Annotated in this window: 19 protein-coding genes; 17 read left to right on the plus strand and 2 right to left on the minus strand. The window is 48.5% G+C overall.

Going from position 1 to position 19,769, the window contains the following annotated elements; genetic code table 11:
• Positions 1 to 9 precede the first annotated feature (9 nt).
• The 6 genes from DWX84_RS02715 to DWX84_RS02740 all read left to right on the plus strand — a co-directional run bounded on the left by DWX84_RS02715 (position 10) and on the right by DWX84_RS02740 (position 5,600).
• Positions 10 to 549, plus strand: coding sequence for a pyruvoyl-dependent arginine decarboxylase (locus DWX84_RS02715; protein WP_005856730.1), 540 nt, complete (start codon positions 10 to 12; stop codon positions 547 to 549).
• Positions 550 to 656: 107 nt separating this feature from the next.
• Positions 657 to 1,133, plus strand: a complete 477-nt coding sequence (locus DWX84_RS02720; RefSeq protein WP_005856732.1) for a PaaI family thioesterase — start codon at positions 657 to 659, stop codon at positions 1,131 to 1,133.
• Between the two features lie 28 nt (positions 1,134 to 1,161).
• On the plus strand, positions 1,162 to 2,007 hold the full coding sequence (nfo, locus tag DWX84_RS02725; protein ID WP_011966354.1) for a deoxyribonuclease IV: 846 nt from the start codon (positions 1,162 to 1,164) through the stop codon (positions 2,005 to 2,007).
• 4 nt (positions 2,008 to 2,011) lie between these two features.
• On the plus strand, positions 2,012 to 3,421 hold the full coding sequence (gene nhaD / locus DWX84_RS02730; protein WP_048927343.1) for a sodium:proton antiporter NhaD: 1,410 nt from the start codon (positions 2,012 to 2,014) through the stop codon (positions 3,419 to 3,421).
• 12 nt (positions 3,422 to 3,433) lie between these two features.
• Entirely contained in the window at positions 3,434 to 5,074 is a 1,641-nt protein-coding gene (locus tag DWX84_RS02735) for a dipeptidase (RefSeq protein ID WP_008772095.1), read from the plus strand.
• Between the two features lie 43 nt (positions 5,075 to 5,117).
• A complete protein-coding gene (locus DWX84_RS02740) occupies positions 5,118 to 5,600 on the plus strand; it encodes a porin family protein (RefSeq protein WP_008772096.1) in 483 nt (160 codons plus the stop codon).
• Positions 5,601 to 5,840: 240 nt separating this feature from the next.
• Here DWX84_RS02740 and DWX84_RS02745 read toward each other — a convergent pair whose 3' ends face one another.
• Positions 5,841 to 6,479, minus strand: coding sequence for an HAD family phosphatase (locus DWX84_RS02745; RefSeq protein WP_005862146.1), 639 nt, complete (start codon positions 6,477 to 6,479; stop codon positions 5,841 to 5,843).
• 114 nt (positions 6,480 to 6,593) lie between these two features.
• On the opposite strand from DWX84_RS02745, the gene DWX84_RS02750 reads away from it, so the two are divergent.
• The 9 genes from DWX84_RS02750 to DWX84_RS02790 all read left to right on the plus strand — a co-directional run bounded on the left by DWX84_RS02750 (position 6,594) and on the right by DWX84_RS02790 (position 16,706).
• The gene (locus tag DWX84_RS02750; RefSeq protein WP_005856744.1) at positions 6,594 to 7,403 is read left to right on the plus strand and encodes a DUF1080 domain-containing protein; all 810 of its coding nucleotides are present in this window, start codon (positions 6,594 to 6,596) and stop codon (positions 7,401 to 7,403) included.
• A gap of 106 nt (positions 7,404 to 7,509) precedes the next feature.
• Positions 7,510 to 8,811 carry a phenylacetate--CoA ligase family protein gene (locus DWX84_RS02755; RefSeq protein ID WP_005856746.1) on the plus strand — a complete coding sequence of 434 codons (1,302 nt, stop codon included), beginning with the start codon at positions 7,510 to 7,512 and terminating at the stop codon, positions 8,809 to 8,811.
• 20 nt (positions 8,812 to 8,831) lie between these two features.
• Positions 8,832 to 9,257 (plus strand): hypothetical protein, encoded by a 426-nt coding sequence (locus DWX84_RS02760; protein WP_005856748.1) that lies wholly within the window; start codon positions 8,832 to 8,834, stop codon positions 9,255 to 9,257.
• 66 nt (positions 9,258 to 9,323) lie between these two features.
• The gene (locus tag DWX84_RS02765; RefSeq protein ID WP_005856750.1) at positions 9,324 to 10,133 is read left to right on the plus strand and encodes an outer membrane protein assembly factor BamD; all 810 of its coding nucleotides are present in this window, start codon (positions 9,324 to 9,326) and stop codon (positions 10,131 to 10,133) included.
• Positions 10,134 to 10,157: 24 nt separating this feature from the next.
• Positions 10,158 to 10,490, plus strand: a complete 333-nt coding sequence (locus DWX84_RS02770; protein WP_005856752.1) for a DNA-directed RNA polymerase subunit omega — start codon at positions 10,158 to 10,160, stop codon at positions 10,488 to 10,490.
• A 76-nt stretch (positions 10,491 to 10,566) separates the two neighbouring features.
• On the plus strand, positions 10,567 to 11,028 hold the full coding sequence (locus DWX84_RS02775) for a DUF4293 domain-containing protein (RefSeq protein ID WP_005862150.1): 462 nt from the start codon (positions 10,567 to 10,569) through the stop codon (positions 11,026 to 11,028).
• Positions 11,029 to 11,209: 181 nt separating this feature from the next.
• Positions 11,210 to 12,742 (plus strand): sulfatase, encoded by a 1,533-nt coding sequence (locus DWX84_RS02780; protein ID WP_122377409.1) that lies wholly within the window; start codon positions 11,210 to 11,212, stop codon positions 12,740 to 12,742.
• A 22-nt stretch (positions 12,743 to 12,764) separates the two neighbouring features.
• Entirely contained in the window at positions 12,765 to 13,757 is a 993-nt protein-coding gene (gene mgrA / locus DWX84_RS02785; RefSeq protein WP_011966350.1) for an L-glyceraldehyde 3-phosphate reductase, read from the plus strand.
• A 69-nt stretch (positions 13,758 to 13,826) separates the two neighbouring features.
• Positions 13,827 to 16,706: a PD-(D/E)XK nuclease family protein gene (locus tag DWX84_RS02790; RefSeq protein WP_048927339.1), complete on the plus strand. Its 2,880-nt coding sequence runs from the start codon at positions 13,827 to 13,829 to the stop codon at positions 16,704 to 16,706.
• A gap of 151 nt (positions 16,707 to 16,857) precedes the next feature.
• Here DWX84_RS02790 and DWX84_RS02795 read toward each other — a convergent pair whose 3' ends face one another.
• Complete coding sequence (locus DWX84_RS02795) at positions 16,858 to 17,334, minus strand: GAF domain-containing protein (protein WP_008780557.1); 477 nt, start codon at positions 17,332 to 17,334, stop codon at positions 16,858 to 16,860.
• Positions 17,335 to 17,396: 62 nt separating this feature from the next.
• Between DWX84_RS02795 and DWX84_RS02800 the strand changes: the two genes are divergently transcribed.
• Both DWX84_RS02800 and DWX84_RS02805 read left to right on the plus strand, forming a co-directional pair.
• Positions 17,397 to 18,746, plus strand: coding sequence for an MATE family efflux transporter (locus DWX84_RS02800; protein ID WP_122377410.1), 1,350 nt, complete (start codon positions 17,397 to 17,399; stop codon positions 18,744 to 18,746).
• Positions 18,736 to 19,764, plus strand: a complete 1,029-nt coding sequence (locus DWX84_RS02805) for an agmatine deiminase family protein (RefSeq protein ID WP_057318774.1) — start codon at positions 18,736 to 18,738, stop codon at positions 19,762 to 19,764. Before DWX84_RS02800 ends, DWX84_RS02805 begins: the two co-directional genes overlap by 11 nt.
• The last annotated feature ends 5 nt before the right edge of the window (positions 19,765 to 19,769 follow it).

Below are 19,769 nucleotides of genomic sequence, written 5' to 3' on the forward strand. Positions count from 1 at the left end.
TATTTGTAGATGGTAAAGAAAGTTGGGAATTTAATTCCAAACACCTTTTTTATTACAAAAGGAAGTGGCGAATCAGACTTGGAGAAACACGCTGGTTCTTACCACATGGCTCTTTATGACGCCGGTATCTCTGATTTCAATATCATGACGTATTCGTCAGTGATACCCGCTACGGCACATCTGGCAACCATGGATGAACTAGACCTTCCTCCATTTGGTTCGGAAATGAAAACGATCATGGCTGTATCCCATGGATATCAGGATGAGTTCGTGTCTGCTGGTGTGGTTTACGCATGGATGTATAAGGATGAGAACTTTGATGAGAAGGTTGGTGGCCTTGTGTGTGAGGTCAGCGGACGTTACCGTATCGAGGAGCTTGAGTCTCGTCTGATCCGTGTTATCAACGATCTTCATCAGAAGACGTATGGGAAGTACTATCTTGGAGAGCTTAACTTTATCACCGAGGGAATTACGATCGAGAAACGCTATGGAACGGCGTTGGCCGCCCTTTGCTTCGTGGATTTCCTTCAACCGGAGATCGAGGAATAAGTCGTGTTGAGTATTTTTTGTGATATTTATAGAGCCGGTTCCTTTCAAGAGCCGGCTTTTTTGTTAACTTTGAGCAACAAAAAACATATAAATATTGTTTTCGTGATATGAAAAAGATAATTAATCCGTGGGAAGGGCTGGACGGTTATATGTGTTTCGGTTGCGCTCCGAACAATCCGCTGGGGCTGCATATGGAGTTTTTTGAGGATGGTGACGATATCGTGGCGTTCTGGAAGCCTCAAGGTACTTACCAAGGATGGCTGCGTACGTTGCACGGAGGTATACAGACTACGCTGATGGATGAGTTGGCCGGCTGGGTGGTCTTGCGGAAGTTGCAGACCTCCGGGGTGACTTCACGCCTCGACGCCAAGTTTATGAAGAGTATCTCTACGGACGAGCCCCAGCTGACGATACGGGGACGGATGACAGACCGGAAACGGAACGCCATCTTCATAGAGACCGAGATCTATAACTCGGCGAATGAGTTGTGTACCCGTGCCGAGATGGTTTATTTCATCACCCCGCAAGAACGTGCGATGGAGGAGTTTGGTTTTTGCGGGTGTAAGACTGAGGATGAACATTAGTATAAATAAAAAGAAAAGTTAGGTTATTATGAAGTATGTTGGGGCTCACGTGAGTGCGGTCGGTGGGGTTGAGAATGCCCCCGTTAATGCCCATGAGATCGGTGCGAAGGCTTTTGCCCTTTTCACCCGGAATCAGAGGCAATGGAAGTCGCAGCCGTTGAAGGCGGACAGTATCCATTTATTTAAGGAGCGGTGTGAAGCGTACGGTTACGATCCGGGATGTATCTTGCCGCACGATAGCTATTTGATCAATCTGGGGAACCCGGACGCCGAGGGATTGCAGAAATCCCGTGACGCTTTTCTGGACGAGATGACACGTTGCGAGCAACTGGGACTGAAAATGCTGAATTTCCATCCCGGAAGCCATTTGGGGAAGATGGAGGTGGATACCTGCCTGTCTCGCATCGCCGAGTCGATCAATATCACGTTGGCTCAGACGAGTGGCGTATGTGCCGTGATAGAGAATACGGCGGGGCAAGGCTCGAACTTGGGATATACCTTCGAGCAGATCGCCTATATTATAAATGAGGTAGAGGATAAGAGCCGGGTGGGAGTATGCCTCGATACGGCGCACACGCTTGCCGCCGGTTACGATATAAAGACACCGGAGGGATTTGCCGAGACATTCCGTCATTTCGACGAGGTGGTCGGCTTTTCTTATTTAAGGGGTATGCACTTGAACGATTCTAAAAAGGAGCTGGGATCACGTGTGGACCGGCATGAGAGTATCGGTAAAGGCTTGATGGGCCTTGATACCTTCCGCATGATCATGGTGGACCCCCGTTTCGACAATATGCCCTTAATCCTAGAGACCCCGGACGAGGCGCTTTGGCCGGAGGAGATACAGCTTCTATATAAACAATTAAAATCTTGATTATATGTTCATTTTAATGCCTGTCATTTTTGTCTTAGGAATCCTCGCTATTGCCTTGGAGGATAAGATCAAAATAAATAAAGCGGCCATAGCGTTGTTCATGGCTATCTCTATGTGGATGATATTGATGTTCGATGCCTACAATATTTTCGTCGAACGCTCCAGTACGATCTTTCAAGAGTTCTTGACCCAGAACCCGGAGATGGCCAGCTTGCCCCCGCATGAGCAATTTATTAATTTTATATCGAACCGTGCGATTGTTTATCATTTAGGAAACGTCTCCGAGACGCTTTTCTTCGTGATGTGTTCCATGTTGATCGTGGATATCGTGGATAAGCATGGTGGTTTTAGGGCCGTGACCGGGTATATCCGTACGCCGAATAAACGTAAGCTGTTGTGGTATATAAGTTTCGCTACTTTTTTCTTCTCCGCCTTATTGGATAACTTAGCGGCCGCTATCGTGATCATGGCGGTGTTGCGTAAGCTGGTACCGGATCGTACGGATCGTTTGAAATATGCCTGTATGGTGATTATAGCGGCGAACGCCGGCGGCTCATGGTCGCCGATTGGTGATGTGACGACCATCTTGCTTTGGGTCGGAAAGAATATCTCGGCGATGCACCAGATCTCTCACGTATTTATCCCTGCTTTGGTTAATATGTTGGTGCCGTTGACGATCGCCCATTTCTGGTTGTTCAAGAAAGGATCTACCTTGCGTGTGTTGAGCGAGGAGGAGCAAGGTGACGAGTACATACCAGAGATACCGAACCGCTCACGTCGGATGATCTTTGTGATCGGCGTGCTTTCCTTGGCGTTGGTGCCTGTCTTCCAGATGGTGACGAACTTGCCGCCGTTCTTGGGCGTCTTGCTGGGATTGGTGATCCTTTGGTTCTATACGGATTTGATGTATAGCAAGCTGCATATGCATGAGTCCCAGAAACTCCGTATTTCCCAATTGTTGCCGAATATCGATTTGGCTACGATCTTCTTTTTCTTGGGTATCTTGATGGCCGTGGGAGCGTTGGAGACCTCCGGGCAGTTGGGCATCATGTCCGCTTTCTTGGATAAGCATGTGCATGAGCCGTATCTGATCAGCTTCGTGATCGGCGCCTTGTCCTCCTGCGTGGATAACGTAGCCTTGGTAGCTGCTACGATGGGTATGTACCCGATCGTGGAGCAGGCGGCCGACTTATCGCCTTATGCCCAGTTCTTCGTATCGGACGGTGGTTTCTGGACCTTCTTGGCTTATTGCGCCGTGACGGGTGGTAGCATCTTGATCATCGGATCGGCCACGGGCGTTACGGTAATGGGATTGGAGAAGATCGATTTTATGTATTATACGAAACGGTTCTCTATCTTGGCGTTGATCGGCTATTGTTGCGGCGCCGGTGTATATATGCTTTTATTTGCTTAAAACTTTATTTATATGAAGAAGAGTTGGATTTTATTAACCGCTTGCGCCGCCCTGTTATCCGGGGTGGAGGCTATCGCCTGTACCGGTTTGCTGGTGGGCAAGAAGGCTTCGACAGACGGTTCGGTAATGATTAGTTATGCGGCGGACTCGCATTCCCTGTATGGGGAGATGTATCGTTGGCCCGCCGCTACATGGCCGAAGGGCGCCATGTTGGAAGTGAAGGAATGGGATACGGGGAAACCGCTGGGCAAGATCGCCCAAGTGGAGAAGACCTATTCCGTAGTGGGTAACATGAACGAGCATCAGGTGGCTATCACGGAGAGTACGTTCGGCGGACGCCATGAATTGGTGGATACGACGGGTATCATGGATTACGGTAGCTTGATCTACATCGCTTTGCAACGTTCCAAGTCGGCTCGTGAAGCGATCAAGGTCATGACGGACTTAGTAAAGGAATATGGCTATTACAGCAGTGGCGAGACGTTCTCTATCGCCGATAAGAACGAGGCTTGGGTGATGGAGATGATCGGTAAGGGACCGGGTAACAAAGGTGCCGTTTGGGTAGCGATCCGCATCCCGGACGATTGTATCTCGGCGCATGCCAACCAGTCCCGTATCCAGCAGATACCGTTTGACGATAAGGAGAATTGCATGTACTCGCCGGATGTGGTTTCTTTCGCCCGTGAGAAAGGATATTTCAAGGGAAAGGACGCTGATTTCAGTTTCGCCAAGGCTTATTGCCCGTATGATTTCAGCGCCTTGCGTGGATGCGAGGCTCGTGTATGGTCTTTCTTCCGTAAATATGATACCACGATGGATCAGTATATGGATTTTATCAAGGGTGATCCTTCCAAGGAGCCGATGCCTCTGTATGTGAAGCCGAATCGTAAGCTTTCCGTTCAAGACGTACAGAATGGCATGCGCGACCATTACGAGGGAACGGATCTGGATATGACGAAAGATGCCGGTGCCGGCTCGTATAAGGTTCCTTACCGCTGGCGGCCGATGACGTTCGAGGTAGACGGGCAGGAATATACGAATGAACGTGCCATAGCGACGCAACAAACGGGCTTCGTGATTGTTCCACAAATGCGTAACTGGTTGCCGGACGCTATCGGTGGTATCTTGTGGTTTGCCGTGGACGACGCTGATATGGCAGTCTTCACTCCTGTATATGCGTCGGTAACGGATGTTCCGGAGTGCTATCGGGTGGGAAACGGCGATTTGCTGAACTTCTCTTGGACTTCCGCTTTCTGGATTCATAACTGGGTGGCTAATATGGCTTACCACAAATATAGCTTCATGATTCAGGATATCCGTAAGGTACAGCAAGAGTTGGAGAATGGTTATCAAGAGACCGTACCGGCTATCGATAAGGCGGCTCAGGAGTTGTATGCCAAGGACCCGGCGGAGGCTGTCAAGTTCTTGACGTGGTATAGCACGACTAATTCAGACTCCGCTACCGCCCGCTGGAAGCAATTGGGTGAGTATTTGCTTGTAAAATACATCGATGGAAACGTGAAGAAAGAGGTGAACGGACAGTTCAAGCGTAATCCGTACGGCCAGCCTGCGTCTCCCGATTTTCCCGGATATGACGAGGACTATTACCGTAGCATCGTGAAGAGTGCCGGCGATCGACTGAAAGTAAAATAAATACCAATAATAATCTAATGTTGAACTAAACGAAAGAAAGCGTATGAAAAAGTTTGTAATGATGCTGATGTTAGCAGTCTTTAGTCTGGGAGCTTATGCGCAGACGCAGCAAGGACAATCTGCCGTGGGATTTAACATCGGTTATGGATTCGATTCGAAGAATGCCACGTTAGGAGTTGATTACCGCTATTGTATCACGGATGCGGTACGTTTGAGCCCCTCTCTTACTTATTTCGTAAAGAATGATAATCACAGCACTTGGGCGATCGACTTGAATGCTCATTATGTAGTGAAGTTAAGTGAGATGTTCGGTTTTTATCCATTAGCGGGGCTTAGTCTGTCCTTTTGGAATTGGGATGCGGGCCATGGCCTTTCTCATAACGAGACTCGTCTGGGAGCCAATATCGGTTTAGGCGGTGAGGTTTATGCTACCGACAATCTTTCGATAGGATTGGAGGTGAAGTATAATATCATCAAGGATTTCGATCAGGCCATGCTGGGTGTTCGCGTAGGATATAGTTTCTGATCCCAATATAGTCACAGCCCCACGACAGTACTGCCGTGGGGTTACACCAGTACTGCTTCCGGCTCTCGCCGATACTGGTGTAGCCCATTGACGGTACAGGCGTTTCCTTTATTCCTTCACCGGCTCCTACACACACGCACGCATACGCGTATTATTAATGTACGCATACATGTGTGTGGGTGTGTGTAAAGGGGTAGGTGAAGGAATGAAGGAAATAATCATTTCCTTTTTCTCGATTGCTTACCATCTCAAATAATCCTCGAACGTGACTTTCTCGAAATTGGGGATTACCTCATATACTTTATCTCTTAAAGATTCCGCCGGATTCGTCGTACTTAACCCGATGACACGCATCCCTGCGTCCTTCCCGGACTGTATGCCGTTGAAAGAATCCTCGAATACGATACAATCCTCGGGAGATACGTTCAAGTCTTTCGCCGCCAATAGATAACACATCGGATCGGGCTTACCTTGCGTGATGCGGTCGGCGGTCACTAGGGTATCGAATAGATTGTCCAGATGTAGAAGCCTGAAAGCCCGTTTCACCTTCGCGTTATCCGAGCTGGTAACCAAGCCTATCTGTACGCCGTGCTCCTTCAGCATACGGATGAACTCGATGGAGCCGGGCATGGGAGGCAAGGGCATCGTCTTCTCATACTCTGTAGATTCTTTGGTCACCATTTGGCGGAACTCCTCCGTATATCCGGAAAAATACTTCTCCAGAATATACGGTAGGGTCGTACCCTTTATAATATCAGCGAAATTATCGATACCTAAGCCATAACGTTTAGCGGCATCGTTCCAGAATAAATCGTAAATAGGTTCCGTATCTACTACTACGCCGTCAAAATCGAACAAGGCGGTCTTTGGTTGTTTCATATAAATAATCATTTAATATTTATATCGCGAAGATACGTCTATTTTTTATGAAATCAATTATCTTTGTGGACGCACACATAGCTTGATTATATATATATTAAAAATAAATAAGACATGAAGACACTAGTAATTTGTACCGCCATGAGCGCTATGATCCTTTGCGCCTGCGGTGGAAAAAACACGCAAAGCACGGAAGAGACAGCTAAGGTAGTACCGATGGCCGTAATTACACCGGCGATCAATCAATTGACCGACCAAGAGAAAGCCGAGGGTTGGGCGCTCCTTTTTGATGGTAAGACAACGAAAGGCTGGCGTGGAGCGCACAAAGACGCTTTCCCGGATCACGGATGGATGGTGAAAGATGGCGAATTGATCGTGCAGAAATCCGACGGTAGCGAGTCTACGAACGGAGGCGATATCGTTACGGAGGGTGAATATTCCGCTTTTGAGTTCAGCGTGGATTTTAAGATCACCGAAGGGGCCAACAGCGGTATTAAATACTTCGTGACCGAGCAAGAGAAGCAAAAAGGCTCCGCTTACGGCTTGGAGTTCCAGCTATTGGATGACGCTAAGCACCCGGATGCCAAGCTTTACACGACTTTCCCCGGTAGTCGTACCCTTGGAAGCTTGTATGATCTGAAGAAAAGCGAGAACATCCATTTCAACGGCGTAGGAGAGTGGAATACGGCCGTGGTGAAGGTATTCCCGAACAACCACGTAGAGCACTGGCTGAATGGTGTGAAGGTATTGGAGTACGAGCGTGGCAGCAAGGAGTTCCGTGATTTGGTGAAGGGCAGTAAATACGCTGATCCATCTTATAATGCGGGTGGTGCTTTCGGCGAGGCTCCGAAAGGACACATCCTTTTGCAGGATCATGGGGATGAGGTAGCGTTCCGCAATATCAAGGTGAAGGAGTTGAAATGATCGCCTCGTGACTAATTTTTCGTAACAAAAGGGTGCCGATTTAAAAAAAGTTGTTACTTTGCGGCGGATTTAGACTACTAACTTTAAAAGATAACAGACAAATACCATGATTTGGAACGAAACTATTGAATGTATGGACCGTGAGGAAATGCGGAAACTACAGAGCCTACGGTTGAAAAGAGTTGTTGAACATGCTTACCATAACTCCCCGTTTTATCGCAAGAAAATGCAGGAGATGGGCATTGCTCCCGACGATATACAGACAATAGATGATATAACGAAATTACCGTTCACGGTAAAACAAGACTTGCGTGATAACTATCCTTTCGGCTTGATGGCCGTGCCGATGTCCGAGATCGTCCGTCTGCATGCCTCTTCCGGTACGACAGGTAAGCCTATCGTCGTGGGATATACCCGTAAGGACTTGGGTATTTGGGCCGAGGTGGTGGCTCGTTGCCTGACCGCCTATGGTTTGACAAAGAACGATTCCGTGCAAGTATCCTATGGTTACGGAATGTTTACCGGAGGCTTGGGTGCCCATGCCGGAGTGGAGAATATCGGTGGTACGGTGATCCCGATGAGTAGCGGTAATACCCAGAAACAAATCCAGTTGATGCACGACTTCGGTGCGAAGGGTTTGGCTTGTACGCCCTCGTACGCCTTGTATCTGGCGGAGACCATCCACCAGTCCGGTATTCCCTTGGAGGAATTCCAGCTACGTGTCGGAGCGTTCGGTGCCGAGCCTTGGACGGAGAATATGCGTAAGGAATTAGAGACAAAACTAAATATCAAAGCTTACGATATCTATGGCTTGACGGAAATCTGCGGGCCGGGCGTTGGTGGCGAGTGTGAGTGCCAGAACGGTACCCACCTGTGGGAAGACCATTTCTTCCCGGAGATCGTGGACCCGAATACCTTACAACCGGTGGAACCGGGACAAGTAGGAGAGTTGGTCTTCACCACGCTTACGAAGGAGGGTATGCCGATGCTTCGTTACCGTACACGTGATTTGACCTCGCTGACTTACGAGAAGTGCGCCTGTGGACGTACGGCGGTTCGTATGGGACGTATTTTAGGTAGAAGTGACGATATGTTGATTATTCGTGGCGTAAATGTTTTCCCGTCTCAGGTAGAATCCGTAATTTTGGAGCTGCCGGAGTTTGAGGCGCATTACCTGATCGTGGTGGATCGTATGAACAATACCGATACCTTCCAGATACAGGTGGAGGTTCGCCAAGAATACTACTCGGACGAGATGAACAAGATGATCGCCTTGAAAAAGAAGATCGCCGCCCGCATGCAGAGCGTGATCGGTTTGCAACCGGACATCAAGATCGTGGAGCCGCGTAGTATCGAACGTAGTATGGGTAAGGCAAAACACGTGATCGATAAACGTAAGTTAGTATAACCTCTAAAAGATTAAGTACTATGTTAATAAAACAATTATCAATCTTTCTGGAAAACAAGAAAGGCCGTTTTACGGAAGTCGCCAAGATATTAGGGGAGGCAGGGGTCAATATGTCCGCTTTCACGGTAGCCGAGAATTCCGATTTCGGTATCCTTCGCCTAATCGTATCCGATACGGAGAAAGCGATATCCGTGCTTCGTGAAAAGTTATACGCTGTAAGCGTGGCCGACGTGGTATGCTTGCATTGTCCCAACCAGCCGGGAGCCTTGGCAAAGGCGATGGATATCATTACCTCGGCCGGGATCTTCATTGAATATATGTACGCTTTTTCTCAAGGCGACGCTGCTAACGTGATCATCCGTCCGGACGATGTCAATAAGTGCGCGGAGGTTTTGAAAGCGAATAAATTGGAATTGATCGCTGCTAGCGATTTATATAAGTTGTAAATATTAACGTTTTGGGTTTCATTTATTCGCCTAAAAGCACTAATTTTGCACGCTAAAAGTATGTGAATGAAAAAGGTTGTATTTTTACTGATGATGATGACAGTACTATTATCCTCTTGTGGAGAGTATAATAAGATACTGAAGAGCACGGATTACGAATTGAAATATTCGTACGCGAAGAAATACTTCAACGCGAAGCAATACTCGAAATCCGCTACTCTGCTGGATGAACTGGTTACAATCTTTAAAGGAACAGCTTATGCCGAGGAGTCCTTGTACTTGTTGGCGCAAAGCTATTACGGTCAGAAAGATTATCAGACGGCTTCGCAATACTTCGAGACCTATTATACGACCTATCCGAAAGGGGAGTTTACGGAATTATCCCGTTTCTATTCCGGTTATGGTTTGTATCTGGACTCTCCGGATCCCCGGTTAGACCAGTCGCAGACGTATAAGGCGATCGAGCAGTTGCAACTTTATTTGGAGTATTATCCGCAAAGTGAACGGGCCGAGGAAGCGCAGAACATCATGTTCGAGCTTCAGGAGAAGTTGGCTTACAAGGAATTGATGGCCACCCGCTTGTATTTCAATCTAGGTACCTATATGGGGAATAACTTCCAGTCTTGCGTGATCACGGCGCAGAACGCCTTGAAGAATTACCCGTATTCCAAGTATCGTGAGGAATTCATGTTCCTTATCATCCGTGCGAAGTACGAGTTGGCGCTAGTATCCGTAGAGGAGAAGTTGCAGGGCCGTTACCGGGATGTGGTTGACGAGTATTACAACTACATGAACGAGTATCCGGAAGGTAACTACGTAAAGCAGGTAACGAAGTTCTACGACTATGCCAGCAAGCGAATTACAGATGCATATTAAGCGAATTTAATCAATAAAACGAAAATGGATTACAGAAAATCAAACGCTCCTACCAATACGGTAACCCGTGACATGATGAAGTTAAGTGAAGAAACGGGTAACGTATATGAGACAGTCGCTATCATTTCAAAACGGGCGAATCAGATTAGTGTTGAGATGAAACAAGATCTGGAAAAGAAACTTCAAGAGTTCGCTTCTTACAATGACAACTTGGAGGAAGTCTTTGAAAACCGTGAGCAGATCGAGATTTCACGCTACTATGAGAAACTTCCGAAATCAACGTTGATCGCCGCTCAAGAGTACGAGGATGGCAAGGTTTATTACAAGAATCCTGCTAAAGAGAAGAATAACTTCTAAGAAGAAATATTTTTGAACATCGGAAAGGCTGACCCTCAAATGAGTCGGCCTTTCCATTTAAAACGAACTAATTACCATGTTACAAAGAATACAAACTGTTTACCTGCTAATTATCGTGGCGCTTACGGTCGCTACCTTATTCTTGCCGTTGGCCGTGTTGCAACAAGGAGACGCTCTCTTTTCGTTCGATGCTAGCGGGTTGAGCACGATGATCGGTGAGCCGGAATTACTATACCCGGCATGGGGCTTATTTGCCTTGACTGCTATCATCGCTATCATTGCCTTAGTGACGATCTTCTTATATAAGAAAAGAATCCTGCAAATCCGTCTTTGCGTGTTCAACGCATTGCTGATATTGGGCTTTTATGGTTTCTTCGCCTTCTTGATCTATTCCTTGAAGGGGGATATGGAAGGTGCCAGCGTAAGTGTTAAGATCGCTCTTTCCTTCCCGTTGGTCAATCTGATCTTGGATTATCTGGCGATCCGTAATATCGGGGCCGATGAGGCGCTGGTACGTTCTTTGGATCGTTTGCGTTAAGGCTTTCCGGATAAATCATTGGGTATAAGATATTAGGTAAGGGACTCTTTTTGTCAAGGGCCCCTTATTTTATGTCCGGAAAAGTATAATACATAAGACAATATTATTTTGTATATGAAACAATATTGTTTTTCGGTGAAATATATCTACTTTCGTAGAATACAAATATCCGTTGCCTATCATGAAGAAGACTCAGTTTATTCCCATCGCTTTATTGTCGGTATCGGCGGTAGCGAACGCCCAGAGTGCCAGTCGTCCCCCGAATATCATCCTGTTCTTGGTGGATGATATGGGATGGGAGGATACGTCCTTACCTTTTTGGATCCAAAAGACGCATTATAATGAGGTATATGAGACCCCGAACATGGAGCGATTGGCGAAAGGGGGCATGATGTTTACCCAAGCCTACGCTAGCAGTATCAGCTCGCCTACCCGTTGCAGCTTGATCACGGGGACGAACGCCGCCCGTCACCGGGTTACGAACTGGACACTTTTTAAGGATAAGACGACCGACCGGGAGAGTGATGTGCTTACCCTGCCGGATTGGAATTATAACGGCGTGGCTCAAGTGGGCGGGACGAATAATACGTTTGTGGGTACTTCATTCGTGCAGATATTGAAGAATAACGGATATCACACGATCCATTGCGGCAAGGCGCACTTCGGGGCGATCGATACCCCGGGGGAGGACCCGCATCATTGGGGATTCGAGGTCAATATAGCCGGGCATGCCGCCGGAGGTCTCGCCAGTTACCTCGGCGAGAATAATTACGGGCATACCAAGGATGGTAAACCTTACGCTCCGAACGCTATCCCCGGATTGGAAAAGTATTGGGGAAGCGACACCTTCGCTACGGAGGCCTTGACGCAGGAGGCGATCAAGGCGTTGGACAAGGCTAAGAAATATAACCAGCCGTTTTACCTATATATGTCACATTATGCGATCCATATCCCGATTGATAAGGACAAGCGTTTCTACCAGAAATATATCGATAAGGGGTTAACGGCTAAAGAGGCGGCTTACGCTGCCTTGATAGAGGGTATGGATAAGAGTCTGGGCGATTTGATGGACTGGTTGGAGAAGAATGGCGAGGCGGATAACACGATCGTGATCTTCATGAGCGATAACGGTGGTCTTTCCAGCGAGCCCGGATGGCGTGACGGCGAGATCCATACGCAAAACTATCCCTTGAACAGTGGTAAAGGCTCCGCCTATGAGGGAGGAGTCCGTGAGCCGATGATCGTGCGTTGGCCGGGGGTGGTGAAGCCGGGAAGCAAATGTGATAAATGCTTGATTATCGAGGATTTCTATCCTACTATCTTGGAGATGGCAGGCATAAAGGGGTATAAGACCGTACAGCCGATAGATGGCGTCAGTTTCATGCCTTTATTAAAAGGTACGGGAGATCCTTCCGTGGGACGTAGCTTATTCTGGAACTGCCCGAATATATGGGGTAATGACGGGCCGGGAATCGGTCCGACTTGCTCGGTTCGTAATGGAGACTGGAAACTGATCTATTATTACGAGACGGGGAAGAAGGAATTGTTTAATATCACGGAGGATATAGGGGAACATAATGACGTGGCAAGGCAGCATCCCGATATCGTAAAGCGTCTGTCCGGGGAATTGGGTACGTATTTACGGAAAGTGGACGGGCAACGTCCGTCGTTTAAGGCGACAGGTAAACCGGTTCCTTGGCCGGATGAGATATAATAATTAAAAAAAGAAAGAGCATATGGAGTTTTACAAAGCGGAAGAGAATCGCTATGCGGATATGATATATCGGCGGTGCGGACGGAGCGGTATCTTATTGCCGGCCGTTTCTTTGGGATTGTGGCACAACTTTGGTAGTGTGGACGTGTTCGGTAATTTTATCCAGATCGCTCACGCCGCATTCGATCATGGCGTGACTCATTTCGACTTGGCGAATAACTATGGCCCGGCCTACGGATCGGCGGAGGAGAATTTCGGCCGGATATTGAAGAAGGGCTTGGGCGCTTATCGGGATGAGATGATTATCTCTACGAAGGCGGGCTACGATATGTGGCCGGGACCGTATGGGAACTGGGGAAGCCGTAAATATTTAATGGCTAGCTTGGATCAGAGCTTGAAACGGATGGGACTGGAATACGTGGATATCTTTTACTCCCATCGTCCGGACCCGGAGACTCCGATCGAGGAGACGATGGGGGCCTTGGCTGATATCGTCCGGCAAGGAAAGGCTTTGTATGTAGGTATCTCCAACTATGACGCAGACCAGACCCGTAAGGCCTTGGCCGTACTGAAAGAACATAAGGTGCCTTGCTTGATTCACCAAGCCCGCTATTCGATGTTCGATCGTTGGACGGAACCGGATTTATTGCCTGTATTGAAGGAAGAGGGTGTGGGTATGATAGCGTTCTCGCCGTTGGCGCAAGGCTTGCTTACGGATAAGTATTTGCGTGGAATTCCGGAGAATTCCCGTGCGGCGAAATCGACCGGTCATTTGCAGACCTCTCAAGTTACCCCGGAGGCCGTGGAAAAGGCCCGTAAGCTAAACGAGGTAGCCGCCCGCCGTGGACAGACCTTGGCGGAGATGGCGCTCGCTTGGTTATTAAAGGACGAACGGGTAACTAGCGTATTAATTGGCGCTAGCTCTGTCGCCCAATTGATGGATAACCTGAAGGCGTTAGATAATATCTCTTTCTCCGGGGAAGAATTGCAGGAGATAGAGAACATCTTAATATAACGTGAATCGTATCCGATTGTAGAGACGGGGCACGCCCCGTCTCCGCAGCCTGTACAAATTTTTGAATAAATGAAACCGTTCTTATATCAAGTAGCGTCTCTTTTTTACGAGAAATGGGGAGCGGAGGTCAGTCGTCTGGCCTTTGTTTTCCCAAACCGGCGTACGGGACTTTTCTTCCAGAAATATCTCTCGGAGGTAGCCGATATTCCCCTTTTCTCTCCGACAATCCTTACGATCAACGATCTCTTTATCCAGTTGAGCGGAAAACAATCCGCCGACCGGATCAGTATGCTTTTTACCCTGTACGACATCTACATCCGCCAAAGCGGTTCCACCGAGACTTTCGATGAATTCCTGTATTGGGGCGAGATGTTGCTCAACGACTTCGACGATATCGATAAGTACATGGCAAATGCCCGCATGCTATTCAGTAACGTGACGGACCTACGGGAGATAGAGAATGATTTCGATTTCTTAAGTGATGAGCAGATCGCCGCTATCCGTAGTTTCTGGTCCAGTTTTTATCCCCGGGGCGATACTCCGAACCAGCAACAGTTCTTGGCGGTCTGGCAAGTGCTATACGATCTCTATGAGGAATTCCGTGCGACCTTGACCGCCGAGGGAAAAGGCTACGAGGGCATGATCTTCCGGGAGGTCGTGGAAAGCATGGAACGGGGTGAGTCTCCGGATTTACCTTACGAGCAAATTGTCTTCGTCGGTTTGAACGCCTTGTCCGTATCGGAAGAACGTTTCTTAGCCCAGTTGCAGAAGCGGAAGATAGCGGATTTCTATTGGGATTATGTATCCGATAAGGTAACCGATCCGGATAATAAGGCCTCTTATTTCGTCTCCCGTAACCGGAAGAGCTTCCCTTCCTCGATGAAATTACCCCCCGAGGAGAAGGTAAAGACTGAGATCGAGGTGATCGGCATCCCTTCCGGTATCGGGCAGGCCAAGCACGTCTACACCCTGTTGAGCGATTGGTGCAAGGAAGCGGAGATGAGTTCGGAAGAAGCCCTGCGTACGGCGGTGATCTTGCCCGATGAACATCTGCTGATCCCGGTGCTGAACGCCATTCCGGAGCAAATCCGGCGTATCAACGTCACGATGGGTTATCCCTTGGCGGGAACCCCGGTCGCCTCGTTGATCGAGTATATCTTGGCGTTGCAGAAGAACGTACGCTACATAGACCGGAATCCGTTGTTCTATTTCCGTGACGTGCTGCCGGTATTGAACCATCGCTACATCCTCTCCACCTCACCGGAGATTATTTCCTCCTTGGTGAAAGAGATCACGGAGAACAACAAGATCTATATCTCGCATACGGAGTTAGAGAAAACGCCTTTGCTAGAAATCCTGTTCACGCCGGTGACCGGGGTGGAGGCCTTCTCGGATTATCTGATCAAGGTGTTGGAAGAGCTGAACAAGGTTATGTCCGCCCTTTCCGATGAGGAAGAGGAGGACGCACCCCAGCGGACGAACGATTTGGAGCAAGAGTTCATCTTCCATTATTTCACCACGGTAAACCGCATGAAAGAGGTAATGAGAGACGCTTGTGTAGAGATGAAAATAGATACCTTCTTCCGCCTATTGAAGCGGGTGACTGATACGATCACGATCCCCTTCCACGGCGAGCCGCTTTCCGGCCTCCAGATTATGGGTGTGCTCGAGACCCGTGCCTTAGATTTCGACCGTCTGATTATCTTATCCATGAACGAGGGTATTTTCCCGCAGCGGAAAGCGGCGAACTCCTTTATCCCTTATAACCTACGCAGGGGTTTCGGGTTGCCTACCTACGAGCATCAAGATAGCGTATGGGCCTACCATTTCTATCGTTTGATAGAGCGTGCCAGCCACGTGAGCCTTTTATACGATACCCGCAGCAACGGATTGCAGACGGGAGAGGTAAGTCGCTTTGTCCACCAGCTGCATTATCATTATGAGGTTCCGATGCGAGATAAATTGGTGGTCTATAACGTATCTTCCTCCAAGACCCCGCCATTGGCCGTGCCGAAAAGGGAGGATATCATGCGCCGTTTAGACGCTTACCGGAAAGGGGGGAGCAAGGCGATCTCGGCGAGCGCTATCAATACGTATCTGGATTGCCCGTTGAAATTCTATTTTTCCGTCGTGGAAGGCATTCGAGAGGAAGAGGAGGTGAGCGAGACGATCGAGAGCGATGTATTCGGAAGTATCTTACATAAAGTGATGGAGGAGCTTTACAAGCCGTTCCAAGGGAAGATGGTTACCGTGGATTTGCTGAAAGCGATCCGTAAGGATACGGCCTTGCTTACCGGAGTTATCGCCCGGGCTTTCGCCAGCGAGTTTTTCAAGACAGAGGTGGTTCGCTCCCTTACCGGACAAAACTACCTGATCGGCGAGATGATCCGCAAATACGTGGAGAAAATCTTGGAGCGTGACGGCAAGCTGACCCCTTTCGTTTACATCGAGTCCGAGCGTAAGATAAACGGTCTGATCAGCCTTTCCGACCATTCCGAGATCCGGTTGAAAGGCTTTATCGACCGTGTGGACGAGGTTCGCGACGCTATCCGTATCATCGATTACAAGAGCGGTAGCGGAACTACGACTTTCAGTAGTATCGAGAGCCTATTCAACAAGGAGGAGAAAGATCGTGCGAAAGCCGTGATGCAGGTATTCATGTATTGCTGGATGTACGCCCATCTCACCGAGAACAAAGGAAAGACGATACAACCGGGCATTTATTGCGTCCGTTCCCTTTTCGCCGATCCGTTCGACCCATCGGTCTACCACCGTATCGAACGGGGGAAGTCGGAGAAGGTAGAGGATTTCTCCGGTTATGCCCAAGCGTTCGAGGAGGGGCTGCGGGGCTGCTTGGACGAGATCTTCAATCCGGAAATTCCCTTTACGCAAACCCCTACGGGGAAGGCTTGTTCTTATTGTCCATTTAAGGGTATTTGCGGTAAGTAGCATTTGTCCCGGTACTTCAGGGAGAGTACCGGAGTACTCCTTGCGAAGTACTGTGGTATTTCTTCGGAGAGTACTGGAGTACTCCTTACAAAGTACTGCAGTACCTCTTAGGCAGTACTACAGTACTTCTTGGGAAGTACTGAGGCGAGGCTTACTGATGAGGAAGCAATTCCACTATCTTTTCCAAAAAGATCTGATCAGTCTCATCGAAACTATCCGGTTGATCACTGTCTATATCAAGGACAGCGATTACCTTATCCTCCCATATCACGGGAACTACGATCTCAGAGCGTGACGCCGAGCTACAAGCGATATGTCCCGGGAAAGCGTCTACATCCGGTACGATGATCGTACGGGTCTCCTTCCAAGCCGTGCCGCATACCCCTTTTCCGTATTTGATTCGTGTACAGGCGATAGGGCCTTGAAAAGGCGCTAATACCAACTGATTGTCTATGACCCGGTAGAAACCCACCCAAAAGAAACCGAAAGTTTGCTTGAGTGCTGCGGCGACGTTCGCCATGTTAGCGATTAGGTCGGTCTCGTTACCTACCAATGAGGCGATTTGCGGGAGCAACGTCTCATACATTTCCTGTTTATCACCATTTTTAATCCGTAGTTCCTCTGCCATATTTAAACTATTATAAGGTCGCGAATATAAAGAATAAATCGAAATATCCGTATCTTCGCGGCATGACAAAACAAAATTCTCCATTGGTATTAGGGACCGAGCCTATCGGTAAATTACTTACGCAATATGCGATTCCTGCGATTATCGCAATGACAGCTTCTTCTTTATATAATATGGCCGATAGCATTTTTATTGGCCATGGAGTGGGGGCGTTAGCGATTTCCGGCCTAGCCTTGACCTTTCCGTTGATGAACTTGGCGGCCGCCTTCGGTTCGTTGGTGGGAGTCGGTGCCTCTACGTTGGTTGCCGTGAAGCTGGGGCAGAAAGATTATGAGGGGGCGAATAAGGTGTTGGGGAATGTGTTGATCTTAAATGTGGTTCTGGGTGTCGCTTTCACGATCGCTTTCCTGTTCTTGCTTGATCCCGTGCTGTACTTTTTCGGCGCTAGTGAGAACACGATCTCATATGCCCGTGATTATATGCGGATTATTCTGTATGGCAATGTGGTTACGCATATGTATCTGGGATTAAATGCGGTCTTGCGCTCCTCGGGTTTTCCGAGGATGGCGATGTATGCTACGTTAGCGTCGGTTGTTATAAATTGCGCCTTGAATCCGTTGTTTATCTTTGGGTTTGGATGGGGTATAAAAGGGTCGGCTTGGGCGACGGTGATCTCGCAGGTGATCTCGCTTACCGGGCAGTTGATTCATTTCTCGGGACCGAAACAACTCCTTCATTTCAAGAGAGGTATTTATAGGCTGCGCTCGGAGATCGTGAAAGGTATCTTGTCGATCGGTTTATCTCCGTTCTTGATGAACCTTTGTTCCTGCTTGATCGTGATCCTTATCAACCGGGGATTGAAAGAGCATGGGGGAGATATGGCGATTGGCGCTTATGGTATCGTGAACCGTATCGCTTTTCTTTTCGTAATGATTATCATGGGATTTAATCAGGGTATGCAACCGATAGCCGGTTATAATTATGGTGCCCGGCTCTATTCCCGGGTGACGGACGTGACCCGGCTGACGATGTGCTGGGCGGTAGGAGTGGCTACGCTGGGGTTCTTGCTTTGCCAGTTGGTGCCGTCGTGGATCGTCCGTATGTTTACGAGTGACGGGGAGTTGATCAGTGCCGCCTCTTATGGCCTGCACATCGTCTTCGCCGTATTCCCGATCGTGGGCTTCCAAATGGTGGCGACTAACTTCTTCCTTTCCATCGGCATGTCTAAGAAAGCGATCTTTCTCTCCTTGACCCGGCAGATGCTTTTCTTGATACCCTGTTTAATCATCCTCCCCCCGTTATTCGGAACTCTCGGTGTCTGGATCAGTATGCCTATCGCCGACACGGTGGCGGCGATCGTGACGGCGATCGTGCTTGTGAAACAATTTAAACAATTCAAATATGGAACATAACGTGATATTACCTGCGGAATGGTATCCGCAAAGTGCCGTGCAGCTTACGTGGCCGCATGAGAATACGGATTGGGCCCCGATATTGGACGAGGTGATTCCTTGCTTCGTGGCTATCGCCAAGGAAGTGATCAAGCGAGAGAAGTTATTGATTGTCTGTCCGGACGAGACCGCCGTACGTGAACAATTGGGTGAGGTTGATTACGACCGTGTCATTTTCCGTGAGATGGATACGAACGATACGTGGGCACGGGATCACGGGGGAATTTCCGTCTTCGATGAGGGAACGCCCATGCTTTATGATTTCGTGTTCAATGGCTGGGGAATGAAGTTCGCCGCCAATCATGATAATTTGATTACCCGTAATCTTTGTCATATGAAGACCTTCTCCGATGAGGTGGTGCCCGCTAATATGCAACCTTTCGTGCTGGAAGGCGGTAGTATCGAATCGGATGGGAAAGGTACGTTGATGACTACCGTTGAGTGTCTGGCATCCGTAAACCGTAATGAGTATTTGCAACAGGAGGAATTGGAACGTTATTTGAAAGACGTATTTGGCTTGGATCGTATCCTTTGGATTACCAGCGGTTATTTAGCCGGAGACGATACGGATAGCCACGTGGATACGCTCGCCCGTTTCTGTAGCGAGGATACGATCGCTTATGTCCGTTGCGAGGATGAGGAAGACGAGCATTATGAGGAATTGAAGGCGATGGAGGAGGAGATCAAGGAGTTTACTAGGGCGAATGGGGAGCCTTATCGTCTGATTCCACTTCCGATGGCCGATAAGGTGGAATGGGAAGGGGAGCGCTTGCCCGCTACCTACGCTAATTTCCTGATCATGAATGGGGCCGTATTGGTTCCGTTCTATGACTCACCGAAAGATGAGATCGCTAAAGCTGCTTTGCGGGAAGCGTTCCCGGACCGTGAGATCGTGGGTATCAATTGCCTTCCGCTTATCAAGCAACACGGTTCCCTGCATTGCGTAACGATGCAGTATCCGGAAAGCTTTATCGAATAACAACT

This window comes from Parabacteroides sp. AF21-43, from assembly GCF_003635435.1.
GTDB lineage: Bacteria > Bacteroidota > Bacteroidia > Bacteroidales > Tannerellaceae > Parabacteroides > Parabacteroides distasonis.